We start from the raw sequence: 12,110 nt of genomic DNA, 5'->3' as shown, positions 1-12,110 counted from the left end.
CCGGGTGCGAGCGTGGCGCGGAGGGCGGAGATGGCCGAGCAGAGAGATCCGGCGGAGAGTGTCGACCCCGTCGTCGACCGGGCCGACCCGCCGAGGCTGACCACCGCCGAACCGGCGGCCGACGCCGATACCGGCGCTGCTGGCGCCGTGCGGCACAGCACCGCCACCGACGCCGGGGCCACCGACGCCGCGCCTCCCGAAGCCGCCGACGACTCGGCGCCGACGGAGGCCGGCCCGCGCGACGGGGAAGCCGCCGGTGCGCGCGACGGGCAGACCGCGACGGGGGCCACCGCTCTCGACGCGAAGGTCGCCGATGCGGACGACGCCGCCGACTCAGCCGCTGCGGATGACAATGACGTCGCGGACGGCGTTCGCGCCGACGCCGGCGAAAACGTCGTCGCGCTCGCCTCCGGGGCGGCCGTCGAGCAGCCGTCGGATGACGCCGCCCCCGGCTCGCCCGCCCCCGGCTCGCCCGCCCTCGGCTCGGCTGCCCCCCGCTCGGCTGCCCCCGGCTCGCCCGCCCCCGGCTCGGCTGGCGCGGCTCCGGTGCGGGCCCGCGCGAGCGTCGCGACCGCCGGAGCACTGCCCGGTGATCTCCCGGCGAGCGCTCCGGCCAGCGCGACCACCTATCGGGCGGCCGGCTCGGCCAGCCCAGCCGGCCTCCCGTTGCCCGGGCAGCGGGCCACCTCGACCGCCCCGGCGCGGGCCAGCGCCACCGTGCCGGGCAGCAGCCGGGTCACGGCAGGCAGCGAGGGTACGCCGGACTCCCGGGCGAGCACGTCCGCCGTCTACCGGTCGGGGCCGGTGAGTTCCGAGCCGCCGGAGCCGGCGCAACCCCCGGGACCGGCGCAGCCTCCCGCGCCGCCGACTCCGGAACCGACGCCTCCCGGGCCGGGTGAGCCGGAGCCGGCGCCGAGTCCGGGTCCGTACCCGCCCGGCCCGTCGCCCACGCCGGGCCCCTTCCCCACGCCGCAGCCCGACCCGGTACCGCCCGTGCCCGGGCCACCCGTGCCGCCGCCCTCGCCGCTGCCACCCGTGCCGGGCCCGCCGACACCGCCCGTCCCCGGGCCTCCGATGCCGCCGCCCGGCCCGCCGGTGCCCGCGCCACCGCCGCCGCCCGGTCCAATGCCGGCACCACCGTTTCCGCCGCCCCCGGCGACGATAGGCACGCAGGGCGTACGGGCCACCGCGTCCGTCTCCGCACCGCCGGCCGGCCCAGCCGGATGGTCGGCTGGCGGGTCGTCGGCCCCGAGCAGCACCCGGATCGAAGCGCCCGTCGCGGCCCCACCGGTGGTGCCCGCGCCCGCGCTACCGAGCTGGCCACCGTCCACCGCCGGCACGCCGTCCACCGCCGCTACGCCGACCAGCGCAGGCGCCCCGACGACAGGTGGTACGGGCTACCGGACGACCACGCCGCCGGGCGGCCCTGCTCGGCGGGACGCGCCGACCGCCCCCCACGCCGGGAGGCGCGACGGCGGCACCGAACTCGCGGGCACCGTCTACGGCAGTGGGGAGGGGCCGGGGTTCGCCACGATCGCCCTGCCGGCCAACGCGGCGGTGGAGAATTCCGGCTCGCTGACCGGGCACATCCTCGCCCAGGGCTGGTCGGACACGCCGGCCGAGCGGCCGCGAAACACCCGGGTGGTAATCGTTCTGATCGCCGCGTTGGGGCTGCTGGTGGCGATCAGCGTACTGGTCGTCCTGCTCGCGAACGATGCCATGGACGGCCTGGTGGGCGGCATGCTCAACGGCTGATCCGACGGCCGGGTGCCATCGCGGGTCCGTGAGTCCGCCCACTACCGTCGGTCAACCGGCTGGCGGCTTCGCCGAACCGCCGTACACTGGTCGAGATCACTGACCCGGTGCGCGTGGTGCGCGCCCATGGGCGATCTTGCGGGCGATCCGGCGGCACAGCCGCGGCAGGCCATCGCGAAGATGCGCCCCGCTCGAAAGGCATTTGTTGACCACCTCTGCTGACCCCAGCACCGTTCCGACCGTTTTCAACTCCGCTCCGGGGGCGAACGACGCCTCCCCGGAGACCCCCGCCGCCGCACCGGTGGTGACCGCCGCCAACCCGACGCTGGCCGAGACCGCTGATTCGGTCGACTTCGCGAGCCTCGGCCTGCCCGAGCCGCTGGTTCGGGCACTGGCGCAACAGGGCATCACCAGCCCGTTCGAGATCCAGCGGGCCACCGTTCCGGACGCGCTCGCCGGCCGGGACGTGCTGGGCCGCGGGCAGACCGGTTCGGGCAAGACGCTCGCCTTCGGTCTGCCGATGATCGCCCGGCTGGCCAACCGCAACCGGGCCCGGCCGATGCGTCCGCGCGCCCTGGTCCTGGTCCCCACCCGGGAGTTGGCCATGCAGGTCAACGACGCCCTGGTGCCGCTGGGCAAGTCCGTCGGTATCTTCCTGAAGACCGCCGTCGGCGGTGTTCCGTACGACCGCCAGATCGACGCGCTCCGGCGCGGCGTGGAGATCATCGTGGCGACCCCGGGCCGGCTCGGCGACCTGATCGAGCGGGGCATCTGCCAGCTCGACGACGTCGAGGTGACGGTGCTCGACGAGGCCGACCAGATGGCCGACATGGGCTTCCTGCCCGAGGTGACCGAGCTGCTGGCGAAGACGCCGGCCAACAGTCAGCGGCTGCTCTTCTCGGCCACCCTCGACGGTGACGTCGACGCGCTGGTCAAGCGTTTCATGAACGACCCGGTGACCCATTCCACCGCGCCGTCCACCGCGTCGGTGTCCACCATGGATCACCACATGCTCCTGATCCCGCCGCACGAGAAGTTCCCGGTGGCCGCCTCGATCGCGGCTCGTGACGGGCGGACGATGGTCTTCGCGCGTACCCAACTGGGCGTCGACCGGTTGGTCGAGCAGCTCGCGGCGGTCGGTGTGCGGGCCGGCGGCCTGCACGGCGGCAAGACCCAGCGGATGCGGACCAAGACCCTGGCCGAGTTCCGTGAGGGCCGGATGAACGTCCTGGTCGCCACGGACGTGGCGGCCCGGGGCATCCACGTCGACGGTGTCACCCTGGTGCTGCACGTCGACCCCCCGAAGGACCCGAAGGACTACCTGCACCGCGCAGGCCGCACCGCCCGGGCCGGCGAGTCCGGCGCGGTCGCCACGCTGGTGCTGCCCAAGCAGCGCCGTACGACCCTCGCGATGCTGGAGAAGGCGGGCGTGGCACCGGCTGAGACCCGGGTTCGGCTCGGCGACCCGGTGCTGGGCGAGCTGATCGGCGCCCGGGAGCCCAGCGGCGTCCCGGTGCGCGTCGAGGCGGAGCCGCGTGGCTACGGCGACCGCTCCGGCGGCTCGCGTCGCTTCGACGACCGTTCCGGCGGTCCGCGGCGCTTCGGTGACCGGCCGACCGGCGAGCGCCGCTACGGCGACCGACCGCAGGGCGAGCGGCGCTTCGGCGACCGTCCGACCGGCGACCGGCAGTACGGCGACCGGCCGACCGGCGAGCGCCGCTATGCCGATCGGGACAGCCGGGGTTACGGCGACCGCCCCAGTGGCGAGCGCCGCTTCGGCGACCGCCCGCAGTTCGGTGACCGGGCTGGCCGAGGCGATCGGCCGGCCGGCGAGCGGCGCTACGGCGACCGGCCCACCGGCGACCGGCAGTACGGCGACCGTGCGCAGGGCGAGCGGCGCTTCGGCGACCGGCCCACCGGCGACCGCCAGTACGGCGACCGGCCGCAGGGCGAGCGGCGCTTCGGTGACCGCCCGCAGGCTGACCGGGGTGACCGACCGGGCGGCGAGCGGCGTTTCGCCGATCGGGACTCCCGGGGTGGTTACCGCTCCGAGGGCCGCGGTCGGGACGAGCGGCCGCGTGACGACAGGCCGCGTGACGACAGGCGCGGTTTCGGCGGCCGGCCGCCGGCGCGTACCCACTGACGCACTGATCCACCCGAACGCCGTCGCGGAGCGCATGCTTCGCGGCGGCGTTCGCGCATGCCCTGCCGATGTCGGTCCGGTCGCGTAACGTCCGGCCCATGGCGACCATGCCGAAGTCGATCTTCTGGTCCCGGACGGACACCGCCGGCAGTGAGCAGGCCCTGCTCACCGACGGCGACGGGCTCGCCGCGCGCGGCACCCTGCTCGCCGTGGACCCGATTCCGTTCACCGCCCGCTACCAGCTGACCACCGCGCCCGACTGGAGCGCCGCCCGGGTCGAGGTCGAGGCCGAGGGGTCCGGCTGGATGCGCCGGGTGACCCTGGAGCGGGCCGCGTCCCGGTGGCGGGTGACGACCGCCGAGCAGGGCAACCTGGACGCGGCGCTGACCGGGGCCGGGCATCCCCGGGCCGGCCTGCCGGGCACCGACGACCCGGATCGGCTGGCCGAGGCGCTCGACGTCGACCTGAGTGGTTCGCCGCTGTTCAACTCCGGCCCGGTGCGCCGGCTCGGGCTCACCAGCGGGCCGGCCGACATGCCACGCCGGATCACCGTCGCGTGGGTGCTGCTGCCCGGCCTGGAGGTGGTGCCGGCCGAGCAGATCTACAGCGGGCTCGGGCCGGGTCGGGTGCGGTTCGCCAGCGGCACCTTCACCGCCGACATCGACCTGGACGCCGACGGCTATGTGGTGCGCTACCCCGGCCTGGCGGAGCGCATCGACCCACGCTGACCGAGCCGATCCGACACGCTGCCGGGCCGGCAGCCGAAGCCAGGCCCGCATCGCCGGCCAGAGCCCGCGCCCGGAGACAGGCCGGCGGGGAACGCGCTGCTCAGGCGGGCCAGGCGCCGGTGGCGAGGAAGCGCTCGATCGTGGCGGCATGGGGTGTCAGGTCGAGACCCTGTGCGGCCACCCAGTCGTCGGAGTAGTACGTGTCGGCGTACCGGTCACCGGCGTCGCAGATCAGACTGACCACCGAGCCGGTCCGGCCCTCGGCGAGCATGCCGGCGATCAGGCCGAACGCGCCCCACAGGTTGGTGCCGGTGGAGCCGCCCACGCGGCGGCCGAGCACCGCCGAGCCGGCGCGCATCGCGGCCAGCGAGGCGGCGTCCGGCACCTGGACCATTCGGTCCACGACCGAGGGCAGGAAGGACGCCTCCACGGCGGGCCGGCCGATCCCCTCGATGCGGGAGCCCTTGCCGGTGCGTACCGACCAGTCGGCGGCCAGCCAGGCCGGATAGAACGCGGAGTTGTCCGGGTCGACGACGCAGAGCTTGGTGGACAGGCGGCGGTAGCGGGCGTACCGGCCGATGGTGGCGCTGGTGCCCCCGGTGCCGGCGCCCACGACGACCCACGCCGGGATGGGGTGCCGTTCCAACTCCAACTGCGCGTAGATCGACTCGGCGATGTTGTTGTTGCCCCGCCAGTCGGTGGCCCGCTCGGCGTACGTGAACTGGTCCATGAAGTGACCGCCCGAGTCCTCGGCCAGCCAGCGGGCCTCGACCACGACGCTCGCCGGGTCGTCCACCAGGTGGCACCGGCCGCCCTGGAACTCGATCTGCGTGATCTTCTCGGGTGAGGTGGAGGCGGGCATCACGGCGATGAACGGCAGCCCGAGCATCCGGGCGAAGTACGCCTCGGAGACCGCCGTGGAGCCCGAGGACGCCTCGACGATCGTGGTCTGCGGCCCGATCCAGCCGTTGCAGAGGCCGTAGAGGAACAGCGAACGAGCCAGCCGGTGCTTCAGCGAGCCGGTCGGGTGTGACGACTCGTCCTTGAGGTACAGGTCGATTCCCCAGGCCCGGGGCAGGGGGAACGGCAGCAGGTGGGTGTCGGCCGAGCGGTTCGCGTCCGCCTCGACGGCGGCGATCGCCTCGGTCACCCAGCTGCGGCTGGTCTCGTCGCACCGGTCGAGATGAGTCACGCTCGGAAACCTAGCAAGCAGGTCAGCGGTGGTCAGCGCCGGTCCGGTGGGCTGCCCCGACGGCGTTGTCGGCGTTGCCCGGCCCGGCCGGCGGCCTGGACGAGAGGGATCAGTCCGACGGCGAGTCGGGGCAGGGCGTCCAGCAGTCGGACCTGGGCGCCCCGCCAGCGGGGCAGGCTGACCACCGGGCGTGGTCGGCGGGCCAACCGGGCCGCGCGGGCGGCCACCCGCTGCGGCGTCAGCATCGACCCGGTGAACGAGGCCAGCGCGCCCGGGTCGTCGAGCCGGTCGTGCAGCATCGGGGTCCAGATGCCGTCCGGGCAGAGGCAGGAGACGTGCACCCGCCGGTACCCGGCCATGCGCAGGTCGGAGAGGGTGCCGAGGCTGAACGCGAGCAGCGCGTGCTTGCTGGCGGCGTACACCGTCTCGCCGGGTGCGGCGACGAGCCCGGCCAGCGAGACGATGTTCAGGACGTGGCCGTGGCCCTGGCCGCGCATCACCGCCAGCGCCGCCAGCGTGCCGTTCATGGCGCCGAGCGCATTGACGTCGAGCACGCGGCGGCGGGTCGGCCCGTCGTGCTCCCAGGAGGGGCCGGTGATCAGGATGCCGGCGTTGTTGACCCAGAGGCCGAGGTCGCCGCGGCTCGCGGCGGTCGCCGCGATCTCGGCGCACGCGATCTCGTCGCGGACGTCCAGGGCGGCCGACCAGCCGCCGAACGGCACGGCGGCTGCCGCTGCCGCGTCCGGGTCGAGGTCGGTGAGCAGCACCGACCAGCCGTCGGCGTGCAGCGCGGCGGCGATGGCGCGGCCCAGGCCGCCGGCGGCCCCGGTCACCACGGCCGCGCCGCGTCCCGGCGAGGTCATCGGCGCACGCTACCGCCGCGCGGCAGACGACACCAGGGCCAGGGTCAGACGGGCTGCGGGCCGACCGGCTGGGGACGGTTCTCCCACTTGGTGGAGAGGGCGATGGCGGTACGCGTGGAGGCGACCCCGGGGGTCCGGTTCAGCCGCACGATGAGCTGCTCCAGCTCGGCGATCGTGCCGACCCTGGCCTTGAGGAGGAACGACTCGACGCCGGCCATGAAGTAGCAGGACTCGATCTCGGGCAGCACCCGCAGCGACTCCAGCATGTCGTCGGAGTCCGCGCCGGAGTCCTCGACGATGCCGATGAGCGCGGTGACGCCCAGACCGATCGCCTCGGGTTCCACGTCCGCGCGGTAGCCCCGGACCACGCCGCTGCTCTCCAGCTTGCCGACGCGTTCGTGCACGGCCGGGGCGGAGAGGCCCACCTGTCGGGCCAGCTCGGCGTACGAGAGGCGGGCGTTGCCCCGCAGCAGGTCGACGAGGCTCAGGTCGATGGCGTCCACGGAGAGTGACCTTAACGGGTTGGGCGTAACGCGATGCCTTCGGCATCCGTTGGTCAGAACAGTGAGTAACTGTTCATAAACTGACGGTCTAGGTAGGGGTTGCACCAGTACCATTTACTAACTTCCCAGTCAGTGCATTTTTCGCGTTTGGCGGACAGGCCAGGTCCCTGGTGCTGTAATTGCCATACGTCCCTCATGACGGCTCTGGGCTCGCACCAGCCGGGGGCAGTGTGTTCAGCCAGGGGCTTCGTCGACGCGAGGAGGGGGCTGTGGACACTGGAGATCGCCTGCTGACACCGGGTGAGGTCGCCGCGCTGTTTCGGGTGGACCCGAAAACTGTGACGAGATGGGCGGCGGCCGGCCGGATAGGAAGCATCCGGACTCCAGGCGGGCATCGCCGGTTTCGGGAATCCGAGGTGCGGGCCCTGCTTGAGGGGGAGGGCATGCTGGACGAGGTGGACGAGGTCGGGAAGCCACGCAATGTGGGACCGGCCGCCTCCACCGGGCCGGGTCCGGCCAACGCCGGCATGTACTGAACTGGTGCGGACAACGTCAGGCGGACCGGACACCAGTCCGGTCCGCGTCCCGCTGCGACGATCCACCGGACGGCACTGAGCCGAGAGCTCAGCTCCTGGCCGCGCCGAGCTGGCCGGACCACCGGCGGAACAGGGTGTGTGGCACGCCGAGCGCGTCCAGCACCTTGCCGGCAACGAAGTCGACAAGTTGCTGCGCGCTTGCCGCCGCGCCCGCGCCGTAGAAGCCGGGGCTGGCCGGCAGCACCACCGCCCCGGCATCGTGCAACGCGATGAGATGCTCCAGGTGGCTGCGGGTCACCGGGGTCTCGCGGGGCACCACCACCACCGGTCGGCGCTCCTTGAGGTTGACCTCGGCGGCGCGTTGCAGCAGGTCCTTGGAGAGCCCGATCGCGATGCCCGCGCAGGCCGCCGTGCTCGCGGGCACCACTGCCATTCCGCGTACCCGGTAGGAGCCGCTGCTGGGGCCGGCCGCCAGGTCGCCCGCCGGCCAGTGCCGTACGTCCGCGTCGGTCAGGTCCCGGTCGAGCCAGGCCGCGAGGTCCTCGGCCCAGTGCGCGTCGCGGAACGACAGTCCGGTCTCGTCGAGCACTGTGAGCCGTGCCGCCCGGGACACGATGAGGTCCACCGGCTCGCCCGCGTCGAGCAGCCCGCCGACCACTGCCGCCGCGTACGGCGTGCCGGAGGCTCCGGAGACTCCGATCACCCATGGTTCCCGCATCCCTCCAGCCTGCCTGGTCCGCGTCGTGCGCCGGTGGGCACCCCCGCGATCCGGTCGACGCCTGTAGTCCGAGATGTCCGGGCGGGTCCCTCCCTGTCCCGGCGACCTGACATGCTGCCGGTGGCGATTCGCACCGGGAGCAGATCGCACGGGAGGCAGCGGTGACGACCGGCGAGGTCCTCTGGGCACTGCGCGCCGAGTGCCCGATTCCTGCCCGACTCTCGCCGCACGCGGACGGGGTCCAGCAGTGGCTGCTCGGCCTGCTGCCCGAGCTGGGTCTGCCGCTCGACGACGCTGCGCTGCACCGGTTGGCCCGCGGGGGCTTCGCGCGGTACGCGGGGCGGCTCTACCCCGATGCCAGCGAAGCCGACCTGCGCGTGCTGACCGCCCTCTTCACCTGGTTCTTCCTGGTCGACGACGCCTGCGACGGCCCGCACCGGCTCGCCCCGGCGCAGATCCGGGCGCTGCGCGACGGGACGCTGGCTCTGCTGCACGACGGCCCCCGGCTGCGGCACGGCGGCCTGACCGGTCCGCTGCGGCGGCTGCTGGTGCTGGCCTGGCGGGAGCCGCGTCGCCGGATGCCGGCCCGATGGCGGCTGCGCTTCGCCGACGCGGTGGCCCGGCACCTCGACGGCACCTGGCGGGAGGCGGTCAACAAGGAGACCGTCCGCCCACCAAGCGTCGACGAGTACGTCGAGTTGCGGCGGGAAACGTCGGCGGCCGAGGTGTCGTACCCGCTTGTGGAGTTCGTCACCGGCCGGCAGCTACCCGACCCGGTCTACCACCATCCGCTGCTGCGGCAGATCGCGCGCACCGGCAACGACCTGCTCTCGTGGTACAACGACCTGGCCTCGCTGGACCGGGATCGGGCCACCTCGGGCGGGCACAACCTGGTCCTGGCCACGCAGGCCGAGTGGGGCGTGTCGGCGGCGGAGGCGGTCGACCGGGTGGCCAAGCGCTGGCGGGAGTCGATGCGACAGTTCGAGGCGCTCCGCGCCGCCGTGCCGTCGTTCGGGCCGGCGTTGGACGAGGCGGTCACCGACCATCTCGACGGGGTCGCGTACGCGGTACGCGGCACCATCGACTGGACGCTGGAGAGCGCCCGCTACCCGACGAACGCCTAGACGGGCCCTACGGGCGCAGGTCGAGGCGGATCACCAGGTCGAGCAGTGCGAACACGAACAGCGCGATGCCGACGAAACCGTTGGCGGTGAAGAACGCCCGGTTGACCTTGCTGAGGTCGGTCGGGCTGACCACCAGGTGCTGGTAGGCGAACGCGACAGCTGTCAACGCCAGCCCGATCCACCAGAGCCAGCCGAACCCGATCAGCGCGCCGAACCAGATGAACAGCCCGAACGTCACCACGTGCGCGACTGTGGAGGCGTGCAGGGCGAAGCGCCTGCCGTACCGGGCGGGGACGCTGTGCACGCCGATCTCCTGGTCGATCTCGGAGTCCTGGCAGGCGTAGATGAGGTCGAAGCCACCGATCCACAGGCCGACGGCCGCGCCGAGCAGCCAGGCCGGCCAGGAGCCGTCCAGGGTGCCGGTGACCGCCAGCCAGGCGCCGACCGGGCCGACCGCCTGGGCGATCGCGAGGATGGCGTGCGGCCAGTTGGTGAACCGCTTGCCGTACGGGTAGACGACGAGCGGCACCACGGCGAGCGGCGCCAGCACCAGGCAGAGCGGGTTGAGCAGGGCGGCGGCGACGAGGAAGACGACCAGGGCGACGGCCGCGCCGGTCCAGGCCGTCCGCACGCTCACCGCCCCGGTGACCAGTTCCCGGCCGGCGGTACGCGGGTTCCGGGCGTCGATGCGCCGGTCGAGGATCCGGTTGGCGGCCATCGCGAACGTCCGCGCCCCGACCATCGCCACGGTGATCAGCAGCAGGTCGAGCCACCGTACGTGCCCGCCGTTTACCTGCATGGCGGTCAGGGCCGACAGGTACGCGAACGGCAACGCGAACACGGAGTGCTCGATCGCGACGAGCTTGAGGAAGGACTTGACCCGGCCCGGCTTCTCCACCGGTGCGTCGATAACGGCCATCAGATCCCGTACTCCTTCCAGCGCTTGTCGACCAGGGCCGCGACCTCCGGTGCCATGGTCATCTCCTCCGGCCAACCGCGGGTGTAGCCCTCGGTGGGCAGCTTGCGGGTCGCGTCGACGCCGGCCTTGCCGCCCCAGAACTGCTGGTACGACGAGTGGTCCAGGTGGTCCACCGGACCCTCGGTGAGCAGCAGGTCGCGGGCGTAGTCGACGTTGCCGAAGGCACGGAAGGCGACCTCGTTGTAGTCGTGCACGTCGCAGTCCTCGTCGACGATCACGATCAACTTGGTGAGCGACATGAGGTGCGCGCCCCAGATCGCGTTCATGACCTTCTGCGCGTGCTTCGGGTAGCGCTTGCGGATCGACACGATCGCGCAGTTGTGGAACACCCCGGCGGCCGGCAGGTCGTAGTCGACGATGTCCGGGATCATCAGCTTGAGCAGCGGCTGGAAGATCCGCTCGGTGGCCTTGCCGAGGCCGTGGTCCTCCTGCGGCGGCTTCGAGGTGACGATCGAGTGGTAGACCGGCTTGCGCTGCATCGTCATCGCCTCGATGTGCAGCACCGGGAACGGCTCGACAGGGGTGTAGTAGCCGGTGTGGTCGCCGAACGGCCCCTCGGGCAGCCGCTCGCCGGGTTCCAGGTAACCCTCCAGCACGATCTGCGCGTGCGCAGGCACCTGCAACGGGACGGTGAGGCAGTCGACCATCTCCACCCGCTCGCCGCGCAGGAACCCGGCGAACAGGTACTCGTCGATGTCGCCGGGCAGTGGCGCGCTGGCCGCGTACGAGACGACCGGGTCGCAACCGATCGCGACCGCGACCGGGAGGCGTTGCCCGAGCCGCTCGGCGACCGCGTGGTGGGCTGTCGAGTCCTTGTGGATCTGCCAGTGCATGCCCAGGGTGTTGCGGCCGTGCTGCTGGAGCCGGTAGAGGCCCAGGTTGCGCTTGCCGGTCTCCGGGTGCTTGGTGTGGGTAAGCCCGTAGTTGTGGAAGATGCCCCCGTCGTCGGGCCAGACCTGCAACCCGGGCAGCCGGTTCAGGTCGACGTCGTCGCCGCGGTAGACGATCTCCTGGCAGGGCGCGGTCTTCACCTTGCGCGGCGGCACCGACTTGAGCTGCATGACCTTGCCGAGGCCCTCGCGAATGCCGGACCAGCCGACGGGCAGCTCCGGCTTGACCAGCGCGCCGATGCGGGCGCCGATCTCGTCCAGCGAGTCGACGCCGAGGGCCATCGCCATCCGCTTCTCGGTGCCGAACAGGTTGATCGCGACCGGCATCTCACCCCGGGTGGGGTGCTCGAAGAGCAGCGCCGGCCCGCCGGCGCGCACCGTACGGGTGACCACCTCGCTGATCTCCAGGGTGGGGTCGACGGGGACGTCGACCCGCCGCAGCTCCCCCGCGCGCTCAAGCGCCGCGAGAAAGTCCTTGAGATCGGTGTACGGGAAGCCACGAGCCGCCATGCCGCCCAGTCTCCCGCACCGGCTCCCGCACGGCCCAGGCCGGGTGCTGTGACACGCGCGATGACCGGGCCGGCGTCCTTGATCGACTCGGCTTCCCGGAAACCGCGGTGTCCCCGGCCGCAGGACACCGCGACTTCGAGGAAGGCGAGTGGATCAACCCACGTCTCCC

At 73.1% G+C, this 12,110-nt stretch carries 11 protein-coding genes; 5 read left to right on the top strand and 6 right to left on the bottom strand.

The genetic code is table 11. The annotated features are described in order from the left end of the window. Positions 1 to 30 precede the first annotated feature (30 nt). From ACLQ26_RS14720 to ACLQ26_RS14710, 3 genes are all read left to right on the top strand, one after another. Positions 31 to 1,755, top strand: coding sequence for a hypothetical protein (locus ACLQ26_RS14720; RefSeq protein ID WP_425744933.1), 1,725 nt, complete (start codon positions 31 to 33; stop codon positions 1,753 to 1,755). A gap of 301 nt (positions 1,756 to 2,056) precedes the next feature. Beyond that, positions 2,057 to 3,898 carry a DEAD/DEAH box helicase gene (locus ACLQ26_RS14715; RefSeq protein ID WP_425745178.1) on the top strand — a complete coding sequence of 614 codons (1,842 nt, stop codon included), beginning with the start codon at positions 2,057 to 2,059 and terminating at the stop codon, positions 3,896 to 3,898. Between the two features lie 107 nt (positions 3,899 to 4,005). Then, positions 4,006 to 4,626 carry a putative glycolipid-binding domain-containing protein gene (locus ACLQ26_RS14710; protein WP_425745177.1) on the top strand — a complete coding sequence of 207 codons (621 nt, stop codon included), beginning with the start codon at positions 4,006 to 4,008 and terminating at the stop codon, positions 4,624 to 4,626. A gap of 100 nt (positions 4,627 to 4,726) precedes the next feature. Here ACLQ26_RS14710 and ACLQ26_RS14705 read toward each other — a convergent pair whose 3' ends face one another. The 3 genes from ACLQ26_RS14705 to ACLQ26_RS14695 are packed head-to-tail and all read right to left on the bottom strand — an operon-like array spanning position 4,727 to position 7,184. Next, on the bottom strand, positions 4,727 to 5,818 hold the full coding sequence (locus ACLQ26_RS14705; protein WP_425744932.1) for a PLP-dependent cysteine synthase family protein: 1,092 nt from the start codon (positions 5,816 to 5,818) through the stop codon (positions 4,727 to 4,729). A gap of 32 nt (positions 5,819 to 5,850) precedes the next feature. Continuing rightward, a complete protein-coding gene (locus tag ACLQ26_RS14700) occupies positions 5,851 to 6,681 on the bottom strand; it encodes an SDR family NAD(P)-dependent oxidoreductase (RefSeq protein ID WP_425744931.1) in 831 nt (276 codons plus the stop codon). Positions 6,682 to 6,725: 44 nt separating this feature from the next. Continuing rightward, positions 6,726 to 7,184, bottom strand: a complete 459-nt coding sequence (locus ACLQ26_RS14695; protein WP_425744930.1) for an Lrp/AsnC family transcriptional regulator — start codon at positions 7,182 to 7,184, stop codon at positions 6,726 to 6,728. A 269-nt stretch (positions 7,185 to 7,453) separates the two neighbouring features. Here ACLQ26_RS14695 and ACLQ26_RS14690 point away from each other — a divergent pair, with 269 nt between their 5' ends. Further along, on the top strand, positions 7,454 to 7,720 hold the full coding sequence (locus ACLQ26_RS14690) for a BldC family transcriptional regulator (protein WP_007454516.1): 267 nt from the start codon (positions 7,454 to 7,456) through the stop codon (positions 7,718 to 7,720). Between the two features lie 88 nt (positions 7,721 to 7,808). Here the strand turns inward: ACLQ26_RS14690 and ACLQ26_RS14685 are convergent, their stop codons facing one another. After that, positions 7,809 to 8,438, bottom strand: a complete 630-nt coding sequence (locus ACLQ26_RS14685) for a UbiX family flavin prenyltransferase (RefSeq protein WP_363681334.1) — start codon at positions 8,436 to 8,438, stop codon at positions 7,809 to 7,811. A gap of 161 nt (positions 8,439 to 8,599) precedes the next feature. Here ACLQ26_RS14685 and ACLQ26_RS14680 point away from each other — a divergent pair, with 161 nt between their 5' ends. Then, the gene (locus ACLQ26_RS14680) at positions 8,600 to 9,562 is read left to right on the top strand and encodes a terpene synthase family protein (RefSeq protein ID WP_425744929.1); all 963 of its coding nucleotides are present in this window, start codon (positions 8,600 to 8,602) and stop codon (positions 9,560 to 9,562) included. 7 nt (positions 9,563 to 9,569) lie between these two features. Here the strand turns inward: ACLQ26_RS14680 and mqnP are convergent, their stop codons facing one another. After that, positions 9,570 to 10,481: a menaquinone biosynthesis prenyltransferase MqnP gene (gene mqnP / locus ACLQ26_RS14675; RefSeq protein ID WP_425744928.1), complete on the bottom strand. Its 912-nt coding sequence runs from the start codon at positions 10,479 to 10,481 to the stop codon at positions 9,570 to 9,572. Then, complete coding sequence (locus ACLQ26_RS14670; protein ID WP_425744927.1) at positions 10,481 to 11,941, bottom strand: menaquinone biosynthesis decarboxylase; 1,461 nt, start codon at positions 11,939 to 11,941, stop codon at positions 10,481 to 10,483. The genes mqnP and ACLQ26_RS14670 overlap by 1 nt, the downstream gene beginning before the upstream one ends. Positions 11,942 to 12,110: the final 169 nt, after the last annotated feature.

The organism is Micromonospora sp. DT43 (assembly GCF_049841645.1).
Lineage (GTDB): Bacteria > Actinomycetota > Actinomycetes > Mycobacteriales > Micromonosporaceae > Micromonospora.
This window is presented reverse-complemented; position numbering and strand designations above follow the sequence as displayed.